Annotated in this window: 16 protein-coding genes and 1 pseudogene; 4 read left to right on the top strand and 13 right to left on the bottom strand. The window is 66.3% G+C overall.

The features are described from left to right. Positions 1-15: 15 nt before the first annotated feature. The 6 genes from ACI48D_RS02770 to ACI48D_RS02745 all read right to left on the bottom strand — a co-directional run bounded on the left by ACI48D_RS02770 (position 16) and on the right by ACI48D_RS02745 (position 8,749). The gene (locus ACI48D_RS02770; protein ID WP_435569682.1) at positions 16-747 is read right to left on the bottom strand and encodes an energy-coupling factor ABC transporter ATP-binding protein; all 732 of its coding nucleotides are present in this window, start codon (positions 745-747) and stop codon (positions 16-18) included. Between the two features lie 10 nt (positions 748-757). Beyond that, complete coding sequence (locus tag ACI48D_RS02765; RefSeq protein WP_435569681.1) at positions 758-1,465, bottom strand: ABC transporter permease; 708 nt, start codon at positions 1,463-1,465, stop codon at positions 758-760. Continuing rightward, positions 1,456-2,415: a formate dehydrogenase accessory sulfurtransferase FdhD gene (locus ACI48D_RS02760; protein ID WP_435569680.1), complete on the bottom strand. Its 960-nt coding sequence runs from the start codon at positions 2,413-2,415 to the stop codon at positions 1,456-1,458. Before ACI48D_RS02760 ends, ACI48D_RS02765 begins: the two co-directional genes overlap by 10 nt. A gap of 4 nt (positions 2,416-2,419) precedes the next feature. Further along, a complete protein-coding gene (gene fdhF / locus ACI48D_RS02755; protein ID WP_435569679.1) occupies positions 2,420-5,224 on the bottom strand; it encodes a formate dehydrogenase subunit alpha in 2,805 nt (934 codons plus the stop codon). Further along, the gene (locus ACI48D_RS02750; RefSeq protein ID WP_435569678.1) at positions 5,221-6,957 is read right to left on the bottom strand and encodes an NADH-ubiquinone oxidoreductase-F iron-sulfur binding region domain-containing protein; all 1,737 of its coding nucleotides are present in this window, start codon (positions 6,955-6,957) and stop codon (positions 5,221-5,223) included. Before ACI48D_RS02750 ends, fdhF begins: the two co-directional genes overlap by 4 nt. A 97-nt stretch (positions 6,958-7,054) precedes the next feature. After that, positions 7,055-8,749 carry an OFA family MFS transporter gene (locus ACI48D_RS02745; protein ID WP_435569677.1) on the bottom strand — a complete coding sequence of 565 codons (1,695 nt, stop codon included), beginning with the start codon at positions 8,747-8,749 and terminating at the stop codon, positions 7,055-7,057. A gap of 131 nt (positions 8,750-8,880) precedes the next feature. Between ACI48D_RS02745 and ACI48D_RS02740 the strand changes: the two genes are divergently transcribed. Further along, on the top strand, positions 8,881-10,002 hold the full coding sequence (locus tag ACI48D_RS02740; protein WP_435569676.1) for a substrate-binding domain-containing protein: 1,122 nt from the start codon (positions 8,881-8,883) through the stop codon (positions 10,000-10,002). 159 nt (positions 10,003-10,161) lie between these two features. On the opposite strand, the gene ACI48D_RS02735 is transcribed toward ACI48D_RS02740, so the two are convergent. Beyond that, positions 10,162-10,398 carry a hypothetical protein gene (locus tag ACI48D_RS02735; protein ID WP_435569675.1) on the bottom strand — a complete coding sequence of 79 codons (237 nt, stop codon included), beginning with the start codon at positions 10,396-10,398 and terminating at the stop codon, positions 10,162-10,164. A gap of 192 nt (positions 10,399-10,590) precedes the next feature. Between ACI48D_RS02735 and ACI48D_RS02730 the strand changes: the two genes are divergently transcribed. Both ACI48D_RS02730 and ACI48D_RS02725 read left to right on the top strand, forming a co-directional pair. Beyond that, positions 10,591-12,843 (top strand): family 1 glycosylhydrolase, encoded by a 2,253-nt coding sequence (locus ACI48D_RS02730; RefSeq protein ID WP_435569674.1) that lies wholly within the window; start codon positions 10,591-10,593, stop codon positions 12,841-12,843. A gap of 228 nt (positions 12,844-13,071) precedes the next feature. Next, a complete protein-coding gene (locus ACI48D_RS02725; protein ID WP_435569673.1) occupies positions 13,072-14,016 on the top strand; it encodes a DUF535 family protein in 945 nt (314 codons plus the stop codon). Between the two features lie 90 nt (positions 14,017-14,106). Here the strand turns inward: ACI48D_RS02725 and waaF are convergent, their stop codons facing one another. Genes waaF through ACI48D_RS02710 form a run of 3 tightly spaced genes read right to left on the bottom strand, consistent with a single transcriptional unit; the run spans position 14,107 to position 18,105 of the window. Next, the gene (gene waaF, locus ACI48D_RS02720) at positions 14,107-15,144 is read right to left on the bottom strand and encodes a lipopolysaccharide heptosyltransferase II (protein ID WP_435569672.1); all 1,038 of its coding nucleotides are present in this window, start codon (positions 15,142-15,144) and stop codon (positions 14,107-14,109) included. Then, entirely contained in the window at positions 15,141-16,871 is a 1,731-nt protein-coding gene (gene msbA, locus ACI48D_RS02715) for a lipid A export permease/ATP-binding protein MsbA (RefSeq protein WP_435569671.1), read from the bottom strand. The genes waaF and msbA overlap by 4 nt, the downstream gene beginning before the upstream one ends. Beyond that, positions 16,864-18,105 carry an O-antigen ligase family protein gene (locus ACI48D_RS02710; RefSeq protein ID WP_435569670.1) on the bottom strand — a complete coding sequence of 414 codons (1,242 nt, stop codon included), beginning with the start codon at positions 18,103-18,105 and terminating at the stop codon, positions 16,864-16,866. The genes msbA and ACI48D_RS02710 overlap by 8 nt, the downstream gene beginning before the upstream one ends. A gap of 55 nt (positions 18,106-18,160) precedes the next feature. Between ACI48D_RS02710 and ACI48D_RS02705 the strand changes: the two genes are divergently transcribed. Beyond that, positions 18,161-18,994, top strand: a complete 834-nt coding sequence (locus ACI48D_RS02705) for a glycosyltransferase family 2 protein (protein WP_435569669.1) — start codon at positions 18,161-18,163, stop codon at positions 18,992-18,994. An 11-nt stretch (positions 18,995-19,005) separates the two neighbouring features. Here the strand turns inward: ACI48D_RS02705 and ACI48D_RS02700 are convergent, their stop codons facing one another. The 3 genes and pseudogenes from ACI48D_RS02700 to dnaE all read right to left on the bottom strand — a co-directional run bounded on the left by ACI48D_RS02700 (position 19,006) and on the right by dnaE (position 24,701). After that, complete coding sequence (locus ACI48D_RS02700) at positions 19,006-20,883, bottom strand: DUF4214 domain-containing protein (RefSeq protein WP_435569668.1); 1,878 nt, start codon at positions 20,881-20,883, stop codon at positions 19,006-19,008. 54 nt (positions 20,884-20,937) lie between these two features. Beyond that, positions 20,938-21,147 (bottom strand): annotated as a pseudogene (locus ACI48D_RS02695) (hypothetical protein); the annotation flags it as partial. A gap of 59 nt (positions 21,148-21,206) precedes the next feature. Next, positions 21,207-24,701, bottom strand: a complete 3,495-nt coding sequence (gene dnaE / locus ACI48D_RS02690; RefSeq protein WP_435569667.1) for a DNA polymerase III subunit alpha — start codon at positions 24,699-24,701, stop codon at positions 21,207-21,209. Positions 24,702-24,744: the final 43 nt, after the last annotated feature.

The following is a 24,744-nucleotide window of genomic DNA, read 5'->3' as shown; positions in this document are numbered from 1 at the left end:
GAGTTCTCCTTGTTATCAACGGATTTCGAGCTGTCCGTCGCGCAGCTTGAGCCGCTGCACGCCGGGCAGTCCGATCAAATCGCGGTCGTGGCAGGCAATCATGATGGTGCCTCCCGCTTCGACCACGGTGGGGATCAATTCGATCACCTGCTCGCGCGCCTGGCCGTCCAGGTTGGCGGTCGGTTCGTCGAGCAGCAGTAGTTTCGGATTCAGGACCTTGGCGCGCGCCAGCGCCACGCGCTGCTTTTCGCCGCCCGACAGCTTGGTCGGATCGGTGCCGGCCAGGTGGCCCACGCCGGCCCAGGCCATCGCTTCCCCGACCATGCGCGCCACCTGCTCCTTCGGCATGCCGCGCACTTGCAGGCCATAGCCGATGTTGTGCGCGACGCTGGTCGAGAACAGGATCGGATGCTGGTGCACGTAGACGATCGCTTCGCGCAGCGCGCGCGGGTAAGGGTGCGCGCGCAGCACGTCCTCGCCTTCGAAGCGGAGGCTGTCGATCTCGGCGCGTTCGAGGCCGCCGAGGATGCGCAGCAGCGTGCTCTTGCCGGCACCGTTCATCCCGGTCAGCACATAGGCGCTGTGGGTGGCGATGTCGAGCACGTCGATGTCAAACAGCAGGTGCTCGCCATAGCGCTTGCGCAGGCCGCGCACGCCCAGCAGGGCCTTGCGGCGCTCGTCCCGCAGCGGCAGGTTCTCGTTCTCGTAGACCGCCGCGCTGATGCTGGTGTGGATGGTAAAGCTCATCCGCGCTCCCTCAGCCTCTTTCCCGTGCAGCATGGGCGTCGCCCTGCAGCAGCATCAGCGCGCCGTTCATCAGCAACGCCAGCGAGACCAGCACGATGCCCAGCGCGATGCCTTGGGAGAATTCGCCCTTGCTGGTTTCCAGGGCGATCGCGGTGGTGATGGTGCGGGTCTCGCCTTCGATGTTCCCGCCCACCATCAGCGCGCAGCCGACTTCCGAGATCACGCGGCCGAAGCCCGACAGCACCGCCGCCATCACGCCGAAACGCGCCTCGTGCAGCACGCGCAGCATGGTCTGCCAGCGCGAGGCACCCAGCGCGACCGCGGTTTCGGCATAGCGCGGATCGATGCCCTGCACCGCCGCCAGCGTGAAGGCAAGCAGCACCGGCAGCGCGACCACGAACTGGCCGGCGACGATGCCGGGCTGCGAGAACAGCCACTGCAGCCCGCCCATCGGTCCATGGCGCGACAGCAGCAGGTAGAGCAGCAGGCCGATCAAGACGGTCGGCAGCGACAGCGCCGCCTGCGCCAGCCAGATCGCGATGCGCCGCCCGCGAAAGCGGTGCATCGCGACCAGGTAGCCCAGCAGCACGCTGGGGGGCGTGGCCAGCAGCAGGCCGACCAGGCTGGTTTTCAGCGACACCCAGATGATGCGCCACAGGTCCGGATCACCCGAGAACAGCAGCGCGAAGGCCCGCAGGGTGGCGTCGATCAGGGACATGACATGAGAACCTCGTCGCCCCCGCGCAGGCGGGGGTCCAGGTTTGCCGGCGTTGCCGTCGTGCCAGCAGAACTTGGATCCCCGCCTTCGCGGGGACGACGGAGGGTGTCGTACATTTCCAGCGCTTCCGGTTCGAACACGAGGCGCTCGGCGCCCGACAGCAGCAGGAAATGCCGCCCGGTGCAGCGCGCCAGCAGCGACATGCCGACCTTCTCCGCCACCATATGCCCCATCTGGGTGGTGCCGGAGCGCGACAGCAGGAAGGGAATGCCCATCTGGGCGCCCTTGATCACCATCTCGGAGGTCAGGCGCCCGGTGGTGTAGAACACCTTGTCCTCGCCCGTCACGCCGTCCAGCCACATCAGCCCGGCGATCGCGTCGACCGCGTTGTGGCGGCCCACGTCCTCCACGAAATACAGCAGCTCGCCGCTGTTCGAGAACAGCGCGCAGCCGTGCACCGAGCCGGCCTGTTTATAGATCGACTGCTGGGTGCGGATGGTCTCGACGATGCGGTAGACGACGGACTGGGTCAGGCGCGCATCCGCGGGCAGGTGGATGCGGTCGACCTCGTCCATCAGGCCGCCGAACACCGAGCCCTGGCCGCAGCCGGTGGTGACGACCTTCTTCGCGGTGCGCTCCTCTATCCCGGCGATGCCCTTGCGGGTCGTCACCGCCACCGCATCCACCGACCAGTCGACCTGGACCGCGACGATGTCGTGGAGTGTCCGCACCAGGCGCTGGTTGCGCAGGTAGCCCAGGGTCAGCGCTTCCGGCGCGCCGCCCAGGGTCATCAGGGTCACCAGCTCGCGCTTGTCGACGTAGACCGTCAACGGGCGCTCGGCCGGGATGTGCAGTGCCGAGCGGCGCCCGCGCTCGTCGATTGCCGTCACTTCATGGGTCAGGCTGGCGCTTGCCTGGGACAGCTGGGGTCGATAACGTTGCTCATTCATCTTGTCATTGTGCCACGGCTGCCAGAATCTGGCCGCCACCGTAGGAGCCCTGCAGAGTGACCTCCCCGCCCAGCTGCACGCGGATCGCACAATACTTGAACTCGGGGATCTTGCCGAAGGGGTCGAGCGCCGAGTTGGTAAGCCGGTTGATCGCCGCCTCATAGTAGCAAAACGGCACGAAGATGGCCCCGCGCGGCGAGCTGTCGTCGGCACGCGCATACAGCACCACCTCGCCACGCCGCGAGGCGATCGTGATCACGTCGCCCGGCTTGCCTTTCAACTCCTCCAGGTCGAGCGGATGCACCAGCGCCACCGGATCGGGCTCGATCGCATCCAGCACGCCGGCGCGCCGCGTCATGCTGCCGGTGTGCCAGTGCTCGAGCTGGCGGCCGGTAATCAAGACCATCGGGTAGTCGGCGTCCGGGCGCTCGTTGGCCGGAATGATGTCGGCCGGGACGAAGCGTGCCCTGCCCCGCTCGTCGCCCAGCCCGCGCGGGAACTCCTCCATGAACACCACCGGCTGGCCCGGGTCGCCCTCGGCCGCGCACGGATAGGTCACGGCACCGTCCTGCTCCAGGCGCTGCCAGGTGATGCCGGCGATGCTCGGCATCAGCCTGCGCATCTCGTCGAACACCTCGGAGACGTGGCCGTAGTTCCACGGCAGCCCGAGCCGCTGGCCCATCTGCTGGATGATCCACAGGTCCTGCTTGGCATCGCCGGGGGGGTGAACCGCCTGGCGGCCCAGCTGGACCAGCCGGTCCGTATTCGTGAAGCTGCCGGCCTTCTCGGCGAAGGCGGACGCCGGCAGGATCACGTCGGCCAGGTAGGCGGTCTCGGTCAGGAAGATATCCTGTACCACCAGGTGCTCGAGAGCGGCCAGCGCTTCGCGCGCATGGTTCGCGTCGGGATCCGACATCGCCGGGTTCTCGCCCATGATGTACATGCCTTTGATGCCGCCGGCCAGGATCTCGTCCATGATCTCGACCACGGTCAGGCCCGGCTTGTCGTCCAGCTGCGTGCCCCAGGCCTGCTCGAAGCGTGCCTTGGCCTGCGGGTTGTCGACGCGCTGGTAGTCCGGGTACATCATCGGAATCAGGCCGGCGTCCGACGCGCCCTGCACGTTGTTCTGGCCGCGCAGCGGATGCAGGCCGGTGCCGGGACGGCCGATCTGGCCCGTCATCAGCGCCAGCGCGATCAGGCAGCGCGCGTTGTCGGTGCCGTGCACGTGCTGCGACACGCCCATGCCCCACAGGATCATCGAGCCGGACGAAGCAGCGTACAGGCGCGCCACGTAGCGGATCGTGTCGGCATCGATGCCGCAGATCGGCGCCATCGCTTCCGGGCTGTAGCCTTCGACATTCTTGGCCAGCTCGTCGTAGCCGATGGTGCGGCTCTCGATGAAGTTTTTATCGACCAGGCCTTCGGTGACGATCACGTGCATCATCGCGTTCAGCAGCGCGACGTCGGTGTCCGGCTTGAACTGCAGGTGGCGGTGCGCATGGCGCGCCAGTTCGGAACGGCGCGGGTCCATCAGGATCAGCTTGGTGCCGGTGCGCACCGCGTTCTTCATCCAGGTCGCGGCCACCGGATGGTTCACGGTCGGATTCGCGCCGATCACGATCACGACTTCGGCACGGGTCACGTCCATGACCGGATTCGAGACCGCGCCCGAGCCGATCCCTTCCAGCAGCGCGGCCACCGAGGAGGCGTGGCACAGGCGGGTGCAGTGGTCGACGTTGTTGCTGCCGAAGCCGGTGCGCACCAGCTTCTGGAACAGGTAAGCCTCTTCGTTGCTGCCCTTGGCCGAGCCGAAGCCGGCCAGCGCGCGCTTGCCATGGGTATCGCGGATGCGTGCCAGGGTGCCGCCGGCCAGGTCGAGCGCTTCTTCCCACGTCGCTTCGCGGAACACCTCCATCACGCGCGAGGGGTCCATCGTGAAGTCGCCGGTCTTCGGCACGCCGGCGCGGCGGATCAGGGGCCTGGTCAGGCGGTGCGGGTGATGCGCGTAGTCGAAGCCGTAGCGGCCCTTCACGCACAGGCGGCCGTGGTTGGCGGGGCCGTCGCGCCCTTCCACGTAGAGGATCTTGTTGTCCTTGACGTTGTAGGTCAGCTGGCAGCCGACGCCGCAGTACGGGCAGACCGAGTCGACTTTTTTATCGGGAACGCTGAGCGCCGCATCGCGCGCCGGGCTCAGGGCGCCGGTCGGGCAGGCCTGCACGCATTCGCCGCAGGCCACGCAGGTCGAGTTGCCCATCGGGTCGTCCTGGTCGAACACGATCTTCGCATCCTGGCCGCGGAAGGCCAGGCCGATCACGTCGTTGACCTGCTCGTCGCGGCAGGCGCGCACGCAGCGCGTACACTGGATGCAGGCGTCCAGGTTGACGGTGATCGCCGCGTGGCTGGCGTCGCGCGCGGGCGCGCTGCGCGTGGCCGGGAAACGCGGCTTGCCGACGCCGAGCCTGGCCGCCCATTCGTCGACCTCGTTGTGGCGCGTGTAGTCCTTCTCCGGCATGTCGGCCATCAGGAGTTCCAGCACCAGCTTCTGGGCTTTCACGGCGCGTTCGCTGTCCGTGACGACCTTCATGCCTTGCGAGGGATGGCGGCAGCAGGACGGCGCCAGCACGCGCTCGCCGTCGATCTCGACCATGCAGGAGCGGCAGTTGCCGACCGCTTCCAGTCCTTCCGCGTAGCACAGGCGCGGGATGGCGATGCCTTCGCGGTCGGCGACTTCGATCAGGGTTTCGTGGCGCAGGGCCGTGACTTCCCTGCCGTTGATGGTGAAGGTGACGGTCTGGAGGCTTGCGTTCATTTTGCTTGCTCGCTCACGTTGATACTGAGTTCATGCGGGAAGTACTTGATCACGCAATCGAAGGGATTCGGCGCGGCCTGGCCCAGGCCGCAGATCGAGGCGTCGCGCATTACCTGGGACAGTTCGCCCAGCAGCTCGACGTCCCATGCCGGCTGCTCCATGATGGCCACGGCCTTGGCGGTGCCGGCGCGGCAGGGTGTGCACTGGCCGCAGGACTCGTCCTTGAAGAAGCGCAGCGTGTTCAGGGCCGCGGCCTTCGCGCTGTCGCGGTCGGACAGCACCACCACCGCGGCCGAACCGATGAAGCAGCCGTAGGCTTGCAGGGTGTCGAAGTCGAGCGGGATGTCGTCCATGCTGGCCGGCAGGATGCCGCCCGAGGCGCCGCCCGGCAGGTAGGCGTAAAAGCTGTGCCCCTCCTGCATGCCGCCGCAGTATTCCTCGATCAGCTCCTTGATGGTGATGCCGGCCGGGGCCAGCTTGACGCCCGGATCGCGCACCCGGCCCGAGACCGAGAACGAGCGCAGGCCCTTGCGGCCATGGCGGCCGTAGCCGGCGAAGCGTTCCGGACCCTGCTCGACGATGTCGCGTACCCAGTGCAAGGTTTCGAAGTTGTGTTCGAGGGTCGGCCGGCCGAACAGGCCGACCTGGGCCACATAGGGCGGGCGCAGGCGCGGCATGCCGCGCTTGCCTTCGATCGACTCGATCATGGCCGACTCTTCGCCGCAGATGTAGGCGCCGGCGCCGCGGCGCAGAACCAGTTCCGGCATGTCCGGCACCGGCGGGTCCGCGCGCAGTGCCGCCAGCTCGGCTTCCAGCATGGCGCGCAGGCCGTGGTATTCGTCGCGCAGGTAGATGTAGATGGTCTCGATGCCGACCGCCCAGGCGGCGATCAGGGCGCCTTCCAGGAAGCGGTGCGGGTCGCGTTCGAGGTAGACGCGGTCCTTGAAGGTGCCGGGCTCGCCCTCGTCGATGTTAATCGCCATCAGGCGCGGGCCGGGCTCAGCCCGCACGATGCGCCATTTGCGCCCGGCCGGGAAGCCGGCGCCGCCCAGGCCGCGCAGGCCGGAGCCTTCCAGCGCGGCGATCACCGATTCGACCTCGCGGCGTCCTTCGACGCAGTCGCGCAGCAGCGCGTAGCCGCCATCGGCGCGGTAGGCTTCCAGGTTGGCATGGCCCTGGTGCGTGTGCGTGGTTTCCTGCGCCGCCGTGGCGACGGACCGCACTTTGGCCAGCACGGCTTCCGCAGTCGCCTGCGGCACCGGATGCTGGCCGACCAGCGCCGCCGGTGCCTGCTCGCAGCGGCCGATGCAGGGCGCGGCCAGCACGCGCACATCCGTTCCGAGGATGGCCGGCAGCTTGTCCAGCAGCGATGAAGCGCCCGCCATCTCGCACGACAGGCCGGCGCAGACGCGCACCGTCAGCGACGCCGGCGCCGCATCAAGGTCGCGCAGCACGTCGAAGTGGTGGTAGAAGCTCGCGACCTCGTAGACTTCGGACTGGGCCAGCTTCAGCTCCTGGGCCAGCGCGGCCAGGTGGCCGGCCGACAAGCCGCCGAACGCGTCCTGGATCTTGTGCAGGTGCTCGATCAGCAGGTCGCGCCGGCGCGGGCTGTCGCCCAGCAGGTCGTGCACCTCGCGCAGGGCCTGCGGATCGGCGCGCCGGCCCTTGGGGGCTTCGCGCTTGCGCTGGCGGCTGGCGCCTTGTACGGCGATGGGGATGACGGGATGGTTCATGGCGAAATTCCTGTATTGCTTGTTTCGTGTCTCGATCGTTTTCGTTGGGTGGGGTGATTGATGCCGGGGGCATCAATCACGTGCCCACCCAATGCTCTTACTTGAACAGCACGATCGCCTTCTGCAGCGTGAGCCACATGCCGATCAGCAGCGGAATGCCGACCGCGGCCCAGGCCAGCAGCGCGACCACGGCGCCGCCCGCCGCCACCGGCGTCGCGGCGATGGTGGCGGTACCGGACACGCCGGCCACCATGCTGTCGCTGCCGGCGGCAGCGGCCCGGCTGCCGGCCGAGGCGGCAACGTCGCGCTCATGGGCGCGGCGCTTCTCTTCGGCCAGCTCGGCCTCGCTCATGAAATACTTGTCGGCCACCGGGCGCACCAGCAGGTTGCAGACGAAACCCAGCACGAGCAAAGCCGCCAGCACGTACATCGCGGTGTCGTAGGCCTGCGCCTTGGCGACGCCGTGGGCGATCTGGTATTCGCGGATGTAGTTGACCAGGGTCGGACCGAGCACGCCGGCGGCGGCCCAGGCGGTCAGCAGGCCGCCGTGGATCGCGCCCACCATCTGGGTGCCGAACAGGTCGGCCAGGTAGGCCGGCACGGTCGAGAAGCCGCCGCCGTACATCGACAGGATGATGCAGAAGCACAGCACGAACAGTCCCAGCTGGCCGCCATGCGCCAGCGACGGGATCGCCGAGTACAGCACGAAGCCCAGCACCAGGAACACGAAATAGGTCGTCTTGCGGCCGATGTAGTCGGAGCAGGTCGCCCAGGCGAAGCGGCCGCCGATGTTAAACAGCGACAGCAGGCCGGTGAAGCCGGCGGCGATGGTCGCGATCTGTGCCTTCTGCGCCGCGTCCAGTTCGTTGAAGGCGGCAGTCACGCCGATCAGGCGGCCGCCGAACACTTCCTGCAGCAGCGGCGAGGCCATCGCCAGGATGCCGATGCCGGCCGAGACGTTCAGGAACAGCACCAGCCACACCAGCCAGAACTGCGGCGTGGTCCACGCGCGCTTCACGTGCACGTGGCGGTTGGTGATCATGGTCTTGCCGCTCTTCGCGGCCGGGGCGGTCCAGCCTTCCGGCTTCCAGCCGTTGGCCGGGACGCGGTAAGACAGCGCGCCTACCATCATGAACACGAAGTAGATCGCGGCCAGGGCCAGGAAGGTTTCCCAGACGCCCACCGAAGTGGCGGTGGCGAAGTGCTTCATCAGCTTGTCGGCCAGCGGTGCGCCGATCATGGCGCCGCCGCCGAAGCCCATGATGGCCATGCCGGTCGCCATGCCGCGGCGATCGGGGAACCATTTGATCAGGGTGGAGACTGGCGAGATATAGCCCAATCCAAGGCCGATGCCGCCGATGACGCCCGAGCCGATCCACATCAGCCAGATCTGGTGCGTGTAGATACCCAGGCTCGAGATCACCAGGCCGCCGCACCAGCACAGGGCCGACACCACGCCGGCCTTGCGCGGGCCCGCGTGCTCGAGCCAGCCGCCGAACAGCGCGGTCGACAGGCCGAGGAAGACGAAGAACAGGGTGAACATCCAGCCCAGCATCGAGATCTTCCAGTCGCAGGTGGTGGACGTGATCTCGGCAAAGAAACTCATATTGGCCGGGCAGGCCAGCGATTCCTTGATGCCGATCGCTTTCGACAGCGGCAGCCAGAACACCGAAAAGCCATACGCCATGCCGATGCACAGGTGGATCGCCAATGCGGCCGGCGGCACCAGCCAGCGGTTGAAGCCGGGCCTCGCTATGGTGTGTTCCTTGTCCAGCTTATCCAATAATGCCATGTCTCCTCCGGTATTTTTTGTTTGAACTAATATGTTTTAAAAAGCATATACTTCTGGAATACTTTTACTGCAACGTCGAGGGTATCATGGCCTCTTCCTGCCAAAAATAGGCTTTATAAAGCATATATCCGATGCTCAAGGTCCATATCCGCCCACACTGGGAAATCAGCTTCGACAACGACGCTCCGCTCGACACGGCCACCCTGCTGGGATTGCTGCTGGCGATCCAGGACCATGGTTCGATCGCCGCCGCGGCCAAGGCGAGCGGGCTGTCCTACCGCTATGCCTGGGGGGTGCTGCGCGAAGCCGAGGACCTGTTCGGCGAGCCCCTGCTCGAGACCGGACGCGGGCGCGGCACCCGCCTGACCCTGCTCGCGCAAAAGCTGGTCTGGGCCGACCGCCGCATCGCCGCCCGCCTGTCGCCGACGCTGGACAGCCTGGCGTCCGAGCTCGAGACCGAACTGGGCAAGGTGCGCATGCGCGGCATCGGCCTGCGCACGATCCGCATGGATGCCAGCCACGGCTTCGCGGTCGCCGCCCTCACCGGCTACCTGGACAAGCTCGAACTGCCGGTCGAGCTGCGCTACCGCACCAGCCTGGACGCGGTGGCCGCGCTGGCGCAGCGCGAATGCGACCTGGCGGGTTTCCACGTTCCGGAAGGCGAATTCGAGGCGCCGACGGCGCGCCGCTACCTGCGCTGGCTGGACCCGGAGCGCCACTGCCTGGTGCACATCTGCGGGCGCCAGCAGGGCCTGCTGGTCGCGCCCGGCAATCCGCTCGGCGTCGACGGACTCGCCGACCTGCTGCGCCCGGAGGTGCGCTTCGTGAACCGCCAGGCCGGCTCCGGCACCCGCATGCTGCTCGACATGATGCTCGAGCGCGACGGCATCGAGCGTGAAGCGATCAACGGCTGGAACAGCGCCGAATTCACCCACTCGGCGGTCGCCGCCTACATCGCCAGCGGCATGGCCGACGCCGGCATCGGCATGCGCACCGCGGCCGAGCAGTTCAAGCTCGGCTTCATCCCGCTGCTGAGTGAACGCTATTTTTTCGCCCTGCACATCGACGCCCTCGAAGACAGCCTGATGGCCCAGCTGCTGGCGGTGCTGCGCCAGCCCGGCTACCATCGCCTGGTCGACGCCCTGCCCGGCTACGACGCCAGCCGCACCGGCCGCATCGAATCGCTTCGGGAAGCCTTCGGCGCCGCAGGCGCATCCCGACAATCCAGGGCCGAACCAGACAATCCAGCATGATCCGCGACCAGGAAACCCGACGAAGGCAGCGCGCGGAGCCAGCAGCTGGTCATCGCGCGCAACATGACCGAACGGACGCGGTCATGATCGATATGTCGAGACGGTGCCGAACGCGCATCCGGCGGTGAGGCAGTCGGCGGTGGTCGGCAAGAGGGTTCTTCAGCGGCGCCGCTTCTTCCAGTTGTAATCGGGTCCGGTGACGTCCACGCCCGGGTGTCCGACCACGTCCGGGTGCTCCGAACACATGGTGATGAAGCGCACCGGCTCGCCCGCGCGCTGGCGCGCGCGCAGCTCTTCCATGAACTTCATCGCCGCCACCATCTCGCTGGTGTCGAAGGGCTCGGAATGCGGCACGCCGGCCTCGTCCTCGATGGTGGTCCAGTACACCATATACATCGCATTCTCCTTGTTCCTCGTTCAATTGCCGGCATTTTCGCATGCGCCCGCCCGATCCAGGCAAATTGTCTTGGACAATGCTGACTCTGCGTAGGACTTGTCCTAAATCGAGCTTATATGTTCGGTGCCTCACACAAGAAGATGGGTCCGCCGACTAGGCTACGACCTTGGATCAAAAACGCAGGAAGCCTTATGAATCTTAATAGCCATATCCAGCCAGCAAGTTCGCCGCTCCAGCTCTGGGGCGGTCTCGAGTGCACCGTCAACCGCGTACGCGACAACTACTTTTCCCAGATGGACCGCAACGGTCATGCAGAACGCCTGCAGGACCTGGAGCGTTTTGCGTCGCTCGGTATCCGAGCAGTTCGCTATCCGGTGCTGTGGGAGCGCACGGCTCCGGACGGCATCGACAGCGCAGACTGGTCATGGCCGGACGAACGCCTGCCCGTGCTGCAGCAACTGGGCGTCACGCCCATCGTCGGCCTGGTCCACCACGGCAGCGGTCCGCGCCATACCAGCCTGGTCAGCGAGGACTTCCCGGAGAAGCTCGCCGAATACGCCGGCGCGGTCGCCCGCCGCTACCCCTGGGTCGAGTATTACACCCCGGTCAACGAACCCTGCACCACCGCGCGCTTTTCCGGCCTGAACGGCGTCTGGTACCCGCACGGCAGCAGCGAGGACATGTTCATCCGCGCCCTGCTGGTCCAAACCCGCGCCACCGTGCTGGCGATGCGCGAGATCCGTAAGGTCAATCCGAACGCCAAGCTGGTGCAGACCGACGACCTGTCGCGCACCTACGGCACGCCGGAAATGGCGGAGATCACGAATTACTTCAACGAGCGCCGCTGGCTCGGCTGGGACCTGCTGTGCGGCATGGTCGACCGCGAGCACGCGCTGTGGGACTACCTGCTCGCCTCCGGCACCACCAAGGAAGAGCTGGCCTGGTTCCAGCAGAACACCTGCCCGCCCGACATCATCGGCGTCAATTACTACATCACCAGCGAACGCTGGCTCGACCACCGCCTCGAGCGTTATCCGGAATCGCACCGCACCAGCTACCGCGGGATTCCGCATGCGGACATGGAATGCCCGCGCGTGCTGGCCACGCCGACCCCGGGCATCGGCCCGCTGCTGCAGGAGACCTGGGACCGCTACAACCTGCCGGTCGCGGTCACCGAAGCCCACATCGACGCCAACCGCGAAGACCAGCTGCGCTGGCTGGTCGAGATCTGGAATGCGGCCAAGAAGGTCCAGCAGGGCGGCGCCGACATCCGCGCCGTCACCGTCTGGGCCCTGCTCGGCTCCTTCGACTGGAATTGCCTGGTCACCGAATGCCGCGGCTACTACGAGCCGGGGCCCTACGACGTGCGCGGCCCGCAGCCGCGCCCGACCGCGGTGGCGCACCTGATGCGCGAGCTGGCTAGCGGCCGTCCGCTGTCGCATCCGGTGCTGCAGGGCCAGGGCTGGTGGCGCCGCCCGGGCCGCTTCTGGACCAAGCCGGTGGCAACCCGCACGGCGGTGGCCGACATCAACGACCGCACCGCCTTCCGCTCGACCTTCCCGCAGCCGATCCTGATCACCGGCGCCACCGGCACCTTGGGCCGCGCCTTCGCCCGCATCTGCGAGCGGCGCAACCTGGCCTGCCACGTGCTCAGCCGGCAGGAGATGGACATCACCGACCCGGCCTCGGTCGAAGCGGCGATCGTGCGCTACAAACCGTGGGCGATCATCAACGCCAGCGGCTACGTGCGGGTCGACGACGCCGAGCGCGAAGCCGAGCGCTGCATGCGCGAGAACACCCTTGGGCCGACCGTGCTGGCGCTGGCGGCAATCCGCCATGCGGTGCGCTTCCTCACCTTCTCCAGCGACCTGGTGTTCGATGGCGCCGCCTCCCGTCCCTATGTCGAATCCGACCGGGTGGCGCCGCTGAACGCCTACGGCCGCAGCAAGGCCGAGGCCGAGCGGCGCGTGCTGGATTCCGATCCGCAGGCGCTGGTGGTGCGCACCAGTTCCTTCTTCGGCCCCTGGGACGAGCACAACTTCGTCACCCAGGCCCTGGCTGCGCTGGGCGAAGGCCGGCCGTTCGCCGCAGCCGGCGACATGACGGTGTCGCCGACCTATGTGCCGGACCTGGTGAATGCCTGCCTCGACCTGCTGATCGACAAGGAGTCCGGCATCTGGCACCTGACCAACGGTGAGGCCATGAGCTGGGCCGAGCTGGCCCGCCGCGCCTGCGCCGCCGCCGGCGTCGACCCGTCCCGCCTGGAGGAACGCCCGGCTCTCGAGCTCGGCATGGCAGCGCCGCGCCCCCTCAACAGCGCCTTGAGCAGCGAACGCGGGCTACTCCTGCCGTCCTTCGGCGATGCCCTGGCACGTTACCTGCGCGAACGGGAACTGGGCGGACAAGGCTTCGGCAACAAGGAAACGGCCCACTACGCCAGCTGATCCGGCGTCCTTATTCGACGATTCTGACGAAATCGCAACAGTCGCGCCCCAAAAGGCGCGGCTGTTTGTCGTTTATATCCTCTCGGCATAACATCATATTTACCGGCGACATTTCTTTAGATACACTATGTTACATAGCGTTACTCTACGCAATTTAGTGTACCCAGCCATGCTCGCCTGCCCCATCATTTCGCCACTTCGATCCACTCCCTGTGCTGGGCGGCTGGCATGAAACTCTATCGCCAAGAACATGGCTGGACCGAACGGCTCATCGCCGCCGCCACCCCATCGGTCACGCTGGATTCGGCGGTGCCCGCCCACCTGTCGCGCCTGCCGCTGCTGCGCGAGCGGATCAAGATCCGGGTGCGCGCCCTATTGCATCCGCAGCAGACCCCCGCCTGGCTGCGCCTGCTGAATTCCCATCCGGCGTTTTCGGAATACGTGCGCACCTGTCCGCGCTTCCTGTATAAGGTCTACCGGCCCTACATCAGCAAGGCCCTGCTTCCGGAAGACAGGCTGGTGGCGATCCAGGCCCACTACCATGTCATGTTCCACCGCGGCCTCGGCCAGACGGTGGCACGCGCCAGCCTGGGGCCGGTGGTGCTGGCAGCCAGCGAGGGCAAGAGCGGACTGCCATACGAGATCCAGCTGCGCACGGTGAACATGTTCGACCGCGAGGGCGAGCTGGTGCTGCAGCTGGCCCAGGGCGACAAGGTGATCTACACGGTCGCCTTCACGGTCGCGCCGCGGGCCGGCCGGCCGGCCCTCAGCATCGGCTGCATCCAGGGCGGCAAGCTCGATGATGCGCGCGAAGCGATCCGCCTGGCCACCCGCGACCTGCACGGCATCCGCCCGAAGCAGCTGATGGTCAGCCTGGTGCGCCAGCTCGGCTTCGAGTACGGCTGCGAGCGCCTGCACCTGGTCTCGAACCGCAACCGCGTCATTTATAAAGCGATCCGCCATGGTCGCGTGCTGGCCGATTACGACCTGCTGTGGGAAGAGCTGGGCGCGGCAAAGAACGCCAGCGGCGATTACGAGCTGGACTGCGCACCGATCGCGGCACCGGACCTAGAGGCGATTCCGTCGAAGAAGCGGTCGGAAGCGAAGAAGCGGTATGAGCTGATGTGCCGGCTGGCGGATGGGGTCGCAATCGGGCTGCGCGCCCGCGACTGACGAATCTCAAACCGGGGTCAGAGCCCGGTTTTTGGAAACTTCCTAGAAGCTATTTCCAAAAATCGGGCTCTGACCCCGGTTTGCGTTTTATCAGGTTCTTGCCAGGATCGGTGCCAGCTCGCTCCACACCCGCTCCACACTCATCTTGTTCATGCAGTCGTGGTGCCCGAGCGGGCATTCGCGCTTGCGGCAGGGCGAGCATTCCAGGCGCAGTGACACGGTGCGTGCCACTTCCGACAGCGGCGGCGCATAGTTCGGGTCGGTCGAGCCGTACAGCGCCACCACCGGGCGGTTCAGGGCCGAGGCGATGTGCAGCAGGCCGGAGTCGTTCGAGACCACCGCGCGCGCCTGCGCCAGCAGGGCGATGGCGTCGTCGAGCGAGGTCTGGCCGGCCAGGTTGCGCAGCACGCCGGCGGCAAGGCCGGCCTGGGTCAGTACCTGTTCGCAGGTTTCGCGGTCGTTCGGCGATCCCATCAGCGCGATCTGCACGTCCGGCACGATCTCGGCCACGCGCGCGGCGAGCTGCCCGTAGTGGGCCGGCGGCCAGCGCTTGGCGATGCCGAACTCGGCGCCCGGGGCGAAGGCCACCAGCGGGCGGTCCAGCGCGATGCCGAGCCGTTTGGCGACGGCCTCGGTCTCTTCGCCGGCCACGATCAGGGACGGCCGCGCCAGCTGGCCCGGCAGCGGCAGCTCGGGCTCGCGCGCCAGTGCCGCATAGAACGGCACCATCGAGCGCGGCGGGCTGTCGTCGTGGTGCATCACGTTGACCATCCCGTAGCGCATTTCCCCCTTGTAGCCGACCCGCTTCGGGATCCGTGCCAGCCACGGGATCAGCGCGTACTTCAGGGTGTTCGGCAGCACGTAGGCATCGGTGTAGCCGCGCTGGCGCAGCTCGCCGGCCGTCTTCAGGCGCTCGCCCAGCTGCAGGGCGCGGTGGCGGAACGGCGTCTCCATGACGTGGTCGGCTTCCTGGATGCGGCGCCACACCGGCACCACCTGCGGCGGGGCCAGCACGTCGATGGCACGCTCCGGATGGGCCTGCTTAAGGAGGCGCAGCAGGGGCTGGGCCATCACGGCGTCGCCGATCCAGTTCGGCGAGATGACGAGGGTACGCGCCTGTCCGCTCATAGCGCTTCCGCCGGGGTGGTGAACTGCAGGCGGTACAGGTTGGCGTAGGTCCCGCCCGCGGCCAGCAGTTGCTCGTGGGTGCCCTGTTCGACGATGCGGCCGCGCTCCATCACGACGATCAGGTCGGCGCGCTCGATGGTCGACAGGCGGTGCGCGACCACGAAGGTGGTGCGGCCGGCCATCAGGGTGTCGAGCGCGGCCTGCACGGCACGCTCGGATTCATTGTCCAGCGCGGACGTCGCCTCGTCCAGGATCAGGATCGGCGCATCCTTGTAGATGGCGCGCGCGATCGCCACGCGCTGGCGCTGGCCACCGGACAGGCGCATGCCGTTTTCGCCGATGTTAGTCTCGACGCCTTCCGGCAGGCGCGCCACCACGTCGTCCAGGTGCGCGGCCTTGATTGCCCCCGCCAGGCGCTGGTAGTCGACTTCCTCGACGCCGTAGGCGATGTTGGCCTTCAGCGTGTCGTCGAACAGCACCACGTTCTGGCTCACCAGCGCCATCTGCGCGCGCAGGCTGGGCAGCATGATGTCCTGGTAGGGTATGCCGTCCAGCAGGATGCGGCCGCCCTGCGGCTCGTAGAAGCGGGTCACCAGGTTCACGAAGGTCGACTTGCCGCCGCCCGACATGCCGACCAGGGCCACGGTCTGGCCCGGCTTGACGTCCAGCGAGACGCCGTCCAGCGCCGGCGCCTGGGTGTTCGGGTAGCGGAACACCACGTTCTCGAAGCGCATGTGGCCTTCCACGCGGCCCAGCACCCGGCTGCCCGGGTCGTGCTCGACGGGCGCGTCGGTCATCTCGAATACGCTCTCGGCGGCGGCGATCCCGCGCTGCATCGGGCCGTTCACCTCGGCCAGTGCCTTCAGCGGCGTCAGCAGCATCAGCATCAGGGTGACGAACTGGGTGAACTGGCCGGGCGTCATGCCGGCGCGCATGGCCAGCACCACCACCAGCGACAGCGCCAGCGAGGTGGCGATCTGGGTCACCGGGGTAGTGGCGGCGAAGGCCACCGTCATGCGCTGCGAAAAGCCGCGCAGGGCTTCGCTGCGCTGGTAGAAGCGGCGGCTCTCGTAGCGCTCGCCGGAGAACACGCGGATCACCTGGTGGCCGCGTGCGGCTTCCTCGACCACCTGGGTCATCTCGGCGGTGACGCGCTGGTTTTCGCGGTTCAGGTGGCGCAGGCGCTTGCTGGTGGTGCGCACGATCACGGCCGTCAGCGGCACCACCACGATCGCCACCAGGGTGAGCTTCCAGTTCAGCAGCAGCAGCGAGCCGAGCAGGCCGATCACGACCAGCACGTCGCGCACGAAGGCCACGAACACGGAGTTGATGGTGTCGACGACCTGGCGCACCTCGCCCACCACGGTGTTGATGATCCTGCCGGTCGACTCTTCATGGAAGCGCGCCACCGGCAGGCGCAGCACGCGCTCGAACACCTGCGCGCGCAGGTCGTTCAGCACGCGGCTCATCACCCAGTTGTTGTAGTAGGCGGTGGCGAAGGTGCCGATACCGCGCATGACGAAGACCGACACCAGCACGCCCGGGATCCACCAGAGCGAAAACCCGGGCTGGTCCCTGAAGCCTTCATCCATCAGGAGCTGCAGCGCCTTGGCGAGCAGCGGCTGGGTGGCGGCCGTCAGCGCCATCGCCAGCAGCGACAGGAAGGCGCGCCCGCGATAGGGTTTGACGATCGCCCAGAGGCGCTTGATGATGATACGGTTATCCAATTTTCTCTTTCGCATTCAGGCAGAAACCCATGAGCACGAACACCATGAGCGCGTAGAACAGGCTGCCTTTCATAGACCAGAAGATCACTTCGGTCAGGCCGAAGCACACATAGCTGGTGACCACCAATACCCCGGCCAGCGCGACCGCGAACTGCGGACTCCCCGCCCCGGCGCGCAGCTGGCGCGCGAAGAACAGCAGCGGCGCCGCCAGGATCGCCGCCCACAGCGCGAAGCCGGCCACGCCGCCGGTCGCCAATTCCTGCAACGCATCATTATGCAGGTGCGGCAGCGGCAATACCACTGGATCGAGCTTGCCCTCGCGCGCAAATTCGGCCAAGCGCGCACGGCAGGCCTGAAAATCCATCCCCAGCAGCGGATGCTCGGCGATCAGCATCGATGCGCCCTTCCACAACTCGAGCCGGGTGCCGACCCGGGTGTTGACGTTGCCGCCGCCGACCCAGGTGCGGACGTCGCCCACGCCTTCGTCGAAGCGCGCCTGCATTTCCGTAGCCGGCACGAACCAGGCCACCAGCACCACCGCCGCGCCGCTCGCCAGCAGGACCCGCACATGGCTGCCCTTGAGCCCGCGCGCATGGCGCAGGAACAACAGTCCCGCCACGGCCAGGGCCACCCAGCCGCCGCGGCTGCCGGTCAGCAGCGAGGCCGCCAGTCCGGCAATCGCGCCGAGCCCGGCCAGCCTGGCCTGGTGCGGCTCCTTACGCATATCGATCGCGGCCGTCACCGCCAGCAGCGCCAGCAGCAGCGCCAGGTCGCCGAAGGTGATCGCATTGATCAGGCCGCCCGGGCGGTCGATCCCCATCGCGATCCGCTGCCAGGCCACGACCGGCAAGGCCGCCAGCGCGCCGCCGATCACGCCCCACCACAGCATGCGCCGCGGCGGGCGCGCGGCCAGCACCGCGGCCAGCGCGCTGACCGCGAAGAACATGCGCGACGGCTTGTCCACCGTGTTCATATTTGCTCCGCGCACCAGGGCACAGCCCAGCACGAACAGGAAGTGCAGCAGAAAGGCTAGCACGACCCAGCGCACCTGCGGCCAATGGCGTGCCAGCTCAGTACGGCACGGCTTGAACAAGATCAAAGCGGTGATCAGGAACAGGAAACTGCCGACACTGACGCCGGATTGGGTAACGAGGCTTGAAAAGGGAAACAGGAAGGCCAGGAATCCAATCCAGACTTGCACCGGATTCCTTGTATTCGTCAGATTACTGTTCATTGATGTTCTTGTGGGATACTCTTGCCCCTGAATACAGCAGTGTACATCGGACCTTATGCGGCACGCACAGACAATCTCGGTCGTGATCACCACCTACAACCGGCCGGACGCGCTGGAAGCAGTGGTGCGGGCATGTTTTATGCAGAACGACAAGAATTTCGAAATCATTATCGCTGATGATGGCTCGACTGCCAACACACGCGACTGCGTGGAGCGCTTGTCGGAGGGGGCGCCGGTGCCGGTTCGCCACGTCTGGCAACCCGACCAGGGCTTCCGCGCGGCGATGGCACGCAACCGCGGCACCCTTGCCGCGCAAGGCGAATACATCATCTTCCTGGACGGCGACTGCATCCCGCAGCGCGATTTCATCGCCCGCCACCGCGCGCTGTCCGAGCCCGGCTGCCTGGTGTCGGGCAGCCGCATCCTGATGAGCGAGCGCCTGACGCGGCGGATACTCCAGCAAGGCATCGCGATTCCCGCCACCGGTTTTGCCGCGCGCATGGCCTGGCGCCTGCACGGCGACCTCAACAAGACACTGCAGCTGGGCCTGCGCTGGCCCGACCTGGGGCGGGTGCGCAACAGTTTCAGTTGGCGGCGCATCAAGAGCTGCAACCTGGCCGTCTGGCGCAGCGACCTGGAGCGCGTGAACGGCTTCGACGAGAGTTTTACGGGATGGGGGCACGAGGATTCCGACCTGGTCGTGCGCCTGTTTCATGCGGGCGTGAAGCGCAAGGACGGCGCCTTTGCCACCGAGGTGTTCCACCTGTGGCACCGGGAGGCGCAGCGCGACCAGGAATCCAGCAACCGCAGCGTCGTGCTGGAGCGCGCGCAGGCGAAGGTCACGCAGGCGACGATCGGATTGCGCCAGCACGCGCACGAAGCGACGTAATCGCCCCTTCCTCAAGCGCTATAGGGCTTGTAGTCGAAACCCTGGCCGATGATCGTGGCGGCTCTCGCGATATTCTCCGGACTCTCGCTGAATGCCGCGATGAGTCCGTCCGCACTCAGGCCATGGTTCATGCCATCGACCCAGTAACTAGCGCCGCCGGCATCCGGTGCACGGTGCAGGATGTTGTAATACATGGCGTTCACGAGATCGGCATTGCTCGGGTTCGTACCATATAGAAGCCTGAATTCGTTCGAGGTCACGAAACCGCTGGCGATCTCATGAAGGGATGCGCCCCGATCCAGGACGTTCAGCCAGTAGCTCAGGCCGGGCTGGTCCGGCGTACGGCCAAACGCCGCCTGGTACAAGCGATAGATTTCCCCGGCCAGTTCGCCCTTGCCGACGTCGAGCGCGAGCGTGGTATCGGCAAACTGCAGGCGCTCGACGTTAACCAGGTGATTGACCGAGTGGTCGGCGTTATTGCTCACGTCCCAGGACCCGTCGCTGTTGTGCGTCAGCGTGTAAGCCGACTTCGCGCCCGCATACTTCAACAGGTCGATACCGCCGCCGAGGTCGTAGCTCGTACCGGACACCGCACTGACCGTGTCGGCCGACGACGAACCCATGTGAGCCGCCTTCAGCTCGCCCATCGCCTGGCTGTTGCCGAGCCCTGCCCCGGCGCTGATCTTCCTGATGATCTCGCCGGCCGTCGCCTCCGGATGCTGCTGCCACAGCAGGGCCGCCAGCCCCGCTACATAGGGACCCGCGAACGAGGTCCCACCGTCGCCCCAATAGGTGTAGCCACCGCTGGAATTCGGCACCCAGCCGGTCGAACTCGCCATCACCCAGGGGAAAGGCGTAGCGCCGGGCTGGTTCGATGACTGGAACGGGCTGCCGCTCATGATGTCGTAATTGCCGACGTCGATGAGTTCGCCTTTTAGCGCTTGCCCGATCAGCGCAGGTCCCGTCGGCATGAAGCTGCTGAAGTTACCGCCAATGACCACCGTCACGACATTGTGCTGGTAAGCATAGTGAATCGCATCTTGCACGAGCGTGTCGACCTGCGGCGAGTTCGACTGCAGCGGCATGCAGATGACCTTGGCCCCGTTGTCGACCGCCCAACGGATGCCGGCCGCCATATTCTCGCCGCTGCTGCCCTGGCTGGATCCGACGCGGACGTTCAGCAGTTGCGCATCGGGCGCCACGCCCATGGTGTCGCGGCCATATTGCGGGTCGTGGCTTGCGGCGATGATCGCTGCGACGCCGAGCGAGTGATCCCGATAGCTGCCGTTATCGGGCGACGGATCGCTGTCCCTGTCCTGGAAGTCGTACCCGCCGACGATCTTGCCGGCGATTTCGGTATTCATGGCGATACCGCTATCGACAACGGCCACCTTGACACCCTTGCCGGTGATTCCGGCAGCCCAGGCGGAAGGCGCGTTGATGGCATTCAGCGCGGCGTAGTTGTTCTGGCCATTCATCGGCAGCGCTTTGGCGTGCGGAACCCCGAGGGACGCCTCGGCATTGATCAGACCGTAGCCCATGGTGGTGGACCACAGGCCATCCGGCGTTTCAAGGATCTTTTCCGCGAAACTCGTAAAGCTCGGCTGGAAGTCTTGTCCTATGCCAATATCGCCGGGCACGCTCGTGATGAATTTGAAACCCACCTTGCCGTCATCGCTGGTCAGCTCCCATACGTGATTGCTGGAAGTGTCCTGTCTTCTCGTAGCGCCCGGCGCAATGCTGCCATAAGAGATCGGCTTTCCTGACTGGTCGATCCAGAACAGATTCAGCACCTCGCTGGAGGTATTGGTAATCTGAAAATATAACTTGTCGCTCCCGGCCCCGGAAATGGCCGGGGAGGAAAGCGGAAGAAAATCAATCGTCGACACAGAGGTTCCTTTAAGAAAGCAAAAGCGGCAAAAAGTTGAGTGAGTGCAACTTTTCTAATGCGATCTTATCAGAACAATATCCATTTTCAAATATGCAAAAATCGTCAGGCTGCCACCCGGAACACACTCACCCGTCTGCGCCAGCTTCGCCGCCTGTTCCTGCATCGTTTCCGACGCCGCCGCCGCTTCCTCGACCAGCGAGGCGTTCTGCTGGGTCACCTGGTCCATCTGGGCGATGGCCTGGTTGATATGCTCGATGCCCGCGCCTGTCCTGCTGGCAATACGCGAATGTCGCGCGTGGGCACGTGGTGCCCACCCTACGCTCAATATTCGACCGCCACTTCCTTGGCGCCCAATTGCAGCTCCAGCGCATACTTGAGCTCATCCGACGGCGCCACCCGCCAGCCATCGCCCAGCTGCACCACGCAGGGAATGCCCTGCGGCGTGACGCGCAGGCTGACCGGCAGGCCGTCCTGCTGGCGGTACGGCTGCAGGATCTCGGCCAGCTTGGCCGGGCTGATCGTGCAGGCCACCTCCATCTCCAGCTTGTGGCCGTACTGGATGCGGGCGGCGGCGATGTCGAACACCTTCTCGGCCGTGATGCGCAGGCCGCCGTTGAAGCGGTCTTCCGACACCTTGCCGACCACCAGCAAGAATTCGTCTTCGCGGAAGATGTTCTTGTTCGCTTCCAGCAGTTCATTGTAGATGGTGACCTCGACCACGCCGGTCTTGTCGTCGAGCGTGACGATCAGGATCTTGCCGCGCTGGGTCAGCTGGGTGCGCACGCCGGTGATCACGCCGCACAGCATGCGCGGATCGCGCGACGGCTCCAGGTCCTTCAGCTTGGTCTTGGCGAAGCGCCGCACCTCGGCCTGGTAGGAGTCGAACATGTGGCCCGACAGGTAGTAGCCGAGTGCGGTCTTCTCTTCCGCCAGCTTCTGGCGGTCGGTCCAGGGCGTGGCCTTCACGTACTCGGGCGGGGCGACCAGGTCGGAGTCGTCGCCGCCGAACAGGCTGACCTGGTTGGCCGCGGCCGCGGCCTGGCCCGCCGCTTCCATCGCGAAGCCGACGGAGGCCAGCAGCACAGCGCGGTCGACGCCGAAGCAGTCCATCGCGCCTGCCCGAATGAGGGATTCGATGGTGCGGCGGTTGATCTGCTTGCGGTCCACGCGCAGGCAGAAGTCGAACAGGTCCTTGAACTTGCCACTGGAGTCTCGCGCCGCGATGATGGCTTCGATCGCACCCTGGCCAGCGCCCTTCACGCCGCCCAGGCCGTAGCGGATGTTCGAGACCTGCTTGCCCGTCACGGAGCGTGGCGGGCCTTCCGGCGTGAAGCGGAACTGCGATTCGTTGACGTCCGGCGGCAGGATGGTCAGCTTGCAGACGTCGATCGAATCCTCGACCAGGATCTTGATCTTGTCCGTGTCTTCCATGGCCAGCGACATGTTGGCTGCCATGAACGCGGCGGTGTGGTGGACCTTCAGGTAGGCCGTGTGGTAGGACAGCAGCGCGTAGGCGGCGGCGTGCGACTTGTTGAAGCCGTAGCCCGCGAACTTCTCCATCAGGTCGAAGATCTCGTCGGCCTTCTGGGTCGACAGGCCGTCCTTGGCAGCGCCGGCGCGGAAGATCTCGCGATGCTCCGCCATCTCCTCGGCCTTCTTCTTGCCCATCGCGCGGCGCAGCATGTCCGCGCCGCCCAGCGAGTAGCCGCCGACGATCTGCGCCATCTGCATCACCTGCTCCTGGTAGACCATGATGCCGTAGGTCTCGGACAGGATGCTTTCCGTTCTCGGGTCCGGGTAGTCGAACTTCTCGCCGTGCTTGCGCTTGCAGAAGTCGGGGATCAGGTCCATCGGGCCCGGACGGTACAGCGCCACCAGCGCGATGATGTCCTCGAAGCGGTCGGGACGCGCATCCTTCAGCATGCCCTGCATGCCGCGCGACTCAAGCTGGAACACGGCGACGGTCTTCGCCTCGGTCAGCAGCTTGTACGAGGGCCGGTCGGTCAGCGGCAGCGATTCCAGGTTGAAGCCGGCGTCCTGCGGATCGAGCGCGCGGATATAGTTCACGGCGCGGTCGAGGATGGTCAGCGTGGTCAGGCCCAGGAAGTCGAACTTCACCAGGCCGGCGGCCTCCACGTCGTCCTTGTCGTATTGCGACACCACGCCGGCGTCGCCGCCCTGGGTGTACAGCGGGCAGAAGTCGGTCAGCTTGCCGGGAGCGATCAGCACGCCGCCGGCGTGCATGCCGATGTTACGGGTGATGCCTTCGACCTGCTGGGCGAGGTCGAGCAGCTGTTTGACCTCTTCCTCGTTTTCGAGGCGCTCCTTGAGCATCGGTTCTTCTTCGATCGCCTCGGCGATCGAGACCGGCTTGCCCGGCTTGAACGGGATCAGCTTGGAGATGCCGTCGCAGAAGTTGTAGCCGAAGTCGAGCACGCGGCCGACGTCGCGGATCGCACCCTTGGCCGCCATGGTACCGAAGGTGGCGATCTGCGAGACTGCGTCGCGGCCGTACAGGTCCTTCACGTGCTGGATCACCAGTTCGCGCTTTTCCTGGCAGAAGTCGATGTCGAAGTCGGGCATCGAAACGCGTTCCGGGTTCAGGAAGCGCTCGAACAGCAGGTTGTATTTGAGCGGATCGAGGTCGGTAATCTTGAGGGCGTAGGCGACCAGCGAGCCCGCACCCGAGCCGCGACCCGGACCGATCGGCACGCCGTTGTTCTTGCCCCACTGGATGAACTCCGCCACGATCAGGAAGTAGCCCGGGAACTTCATCTTGATGATGGTGTTGTTCTCGAACTCCAGGCGCGCCTCGTAGCGCGGCCGCTCTTTCTCGCGCTGTTCCGGATCGGGGAACAGCTGGAGCAGGCGTTCCTCGAGGCCCTTCTTGGTTTCGGCGATCAGGAACTCGTCGATGGTCATGCCCGGGGTCGGGAAGTTCGGCAGCTGCGGCTTGCCCAGGGTCAGCGTGACGTTGCAGCGCTTGGCGATTTCGACCGAGTTGGCGAGCGCGCCCGGCAGGTCCTTGAACAGCTCGGCCATCTCGGCCTGCGACTTGAAGCACATGCCTTCGTTGAAGCGGCGCACGCGCTTGGCGTTGGCCAGCATCTCGCCCTCGGCGATACAGACGCGCGCTTCGTGGGCGATGAATTCGTCCTTGCTGATGAACTGCACCGGGTGGGTCGCTACCACCGGCAGCCCCAGGCGTCCCGCCAGCGCCACCGAATGGCGCACCTGCTGCTCCTGGTTGGGCTGGCCGGCGCGCTGGATCTCGACGTAGAAATGGCCGGGGAACAGCTGCGCCCAGCGCTGCGCGCAGCTTTCCGCCTTGGCCAGGTCGCCGTTGTCGATGGCCTGGCCGATGTCGCCGAACTGGGCGCCCGACAGCACGATGAGGGCGTTCGCCTGGGGCACGTCCGGCTCCAGCGTCGAGACGGAGCTGGCCAGCGCTTCCAGCCACTCGACCCGGATCTCGGCCCGGCCCTTGTACTGGTTGGTGAGCCAGGCCTTGGACAGCAGCTCGCACAGCTGCAGGTAGCCGGTCTTGTTCTTGCAGAGGATCAGCAGGCGGAACGGCTTGTCGCGGTTCTCGTCGTTGGTGATCCAGGCGTCGACCCCGACGATGGGCTTGACGCCCTTGCCACGCGCGGCTTTATAGAAGCGGACCAGGGCGAAGGCATTGGCCAGGTCGGTCACGGCCAGCGCCGGCTGCTGGTCCTTCACGGCGGCAGCCACCAGGTCGTCGATGCGGACCAGGCCGTCGACGATCGAGTATTCGGAGTGAACGCGCAGGTGGGTAAAGGTCGGGGCAGTCATCCCATCATTTTACCCCGGCCGGGCAGCGGACGGGAGCGTCTGG

Origin of the sequence: Massilia sp. LXY-6, assembly GCF_051233485.1 — a bacterium.
Taxonomy (GTDB): domain Bacteria; phylum Pseudomonadota; class Gammaproteobacteria; order Burkholderiales; family Burkholderiaceae_D; genus Telluria.
Note: the sequence above shows the minus strand (reverse complement) of the source record. Positions and strands in the feature narration are given on the sequence as shown.

What these genes read in the sequence shown, in the direction of transcription:
- ACI48D_RS02760 (WP_435569680.1), bottom strand. Translation starts at nt 2,415, where the DNA reads ATGAATGAGCAACGTTATCGACCCCAGCTGTCCCAGGCAAGCGCCAGC.
- ACI48D_RS02750 (WP_435569678.1), bottom strand. Translation starts at nt 6,957, where the DNA reads ATGAACCATCCCGTCATCCCCATCGCCGTACAAGGCGCCAGCCGCCAG.
- fdhF (WP_435569679.1), bottom strand. Translation starts at nt 5,224, where the DNA reads ATGAACGCAAGCCTCCAGACCGTCACCTTCACCATCAACGGCAGGGAA.
- ACI48D_RS02745 (WP_435569677.1), bottom strand. Translation starts at nt 8,749, where the DNA reads ATGGCATTATTGGATAAGCTGGACAAGGAACACACCATAGCGAGGCCC.
- ACI48D_RS02770 (WP_435569682.1), bottom strand. Translation starts at nt 747, where the DNA reads ATGAGCTTTACCATCCACACCAGCATCAGCGCGGCGGTCTACGAGAAC.
- ACI48D_RS02705 (WP_435569669.1), top strand. Translation starts at nt 18,161, where the DNA reads ATGCGGCACGCACAGACAATCTCGGTCGTGATCACCACCTACAACCGG.
- waaF (WP_435569672.1), bottom strand. Translation starts at nt 15,144, where the DNA reads ATGAGCGGACAGGCGCGTACCCTCGTCATCTCGCCGAACTGGATCGGC.
- ACI48D_RS02740 (WP_435569676.1), top strand. Translation starts at nt 8,881, where the DNA reads ATGCTCAAGGTCCATATCCGCCCACACTGGGAAATCAGCTTCGACAAC.
- ACI48D_RS02735 (WP_435569675.1), bottom strand. Translation starts at nt 10,398, where the DNA reads ATGTATATGGTGTACTGGACCACCATCGAGGACGAGGCCGGCGTGCCG.
- ACI48D_RS02765 (WP_435569681.1), bottom strand. Translation starts at nt 1,465, where the DNA reads ATGTCCCTGATCGACGCCACCCTGCGGGCCTTCGCGCTGCTGTTCTCG.
- ACI48D_RS02725 (WP_435569673.1), top strand. Translation starts at nt 13,072, where the DNA reads ATGAAACTCTATCGCCAAGAACATGGCTGGACCGAACGGCTCATCGCC.
- dnaE (WP_435569667.1), bottom strand. Translation starts at nt 24,701, where the DNA reads ATGACTGCCCCGACCTTTACCCACCTGCGCGTTCACTCCGAATACTCG.
- ACI48D_RS02730 (WP_435569674.1), top strand. Translation starts at nt 10,591, where the DNA reads ATGAATCTTAATAGCCATATCCAGCCAGCAAGTTCGCCGCTCCAGCTC.
- ACI48D_RS02710 (WP_435569670.1), bottom strand. Translation starts at nt 18,105, where the DNA reads ATGAACAGTAATCTGACGAATACAAGGAATCCGGTGCAAGTCTGGATT.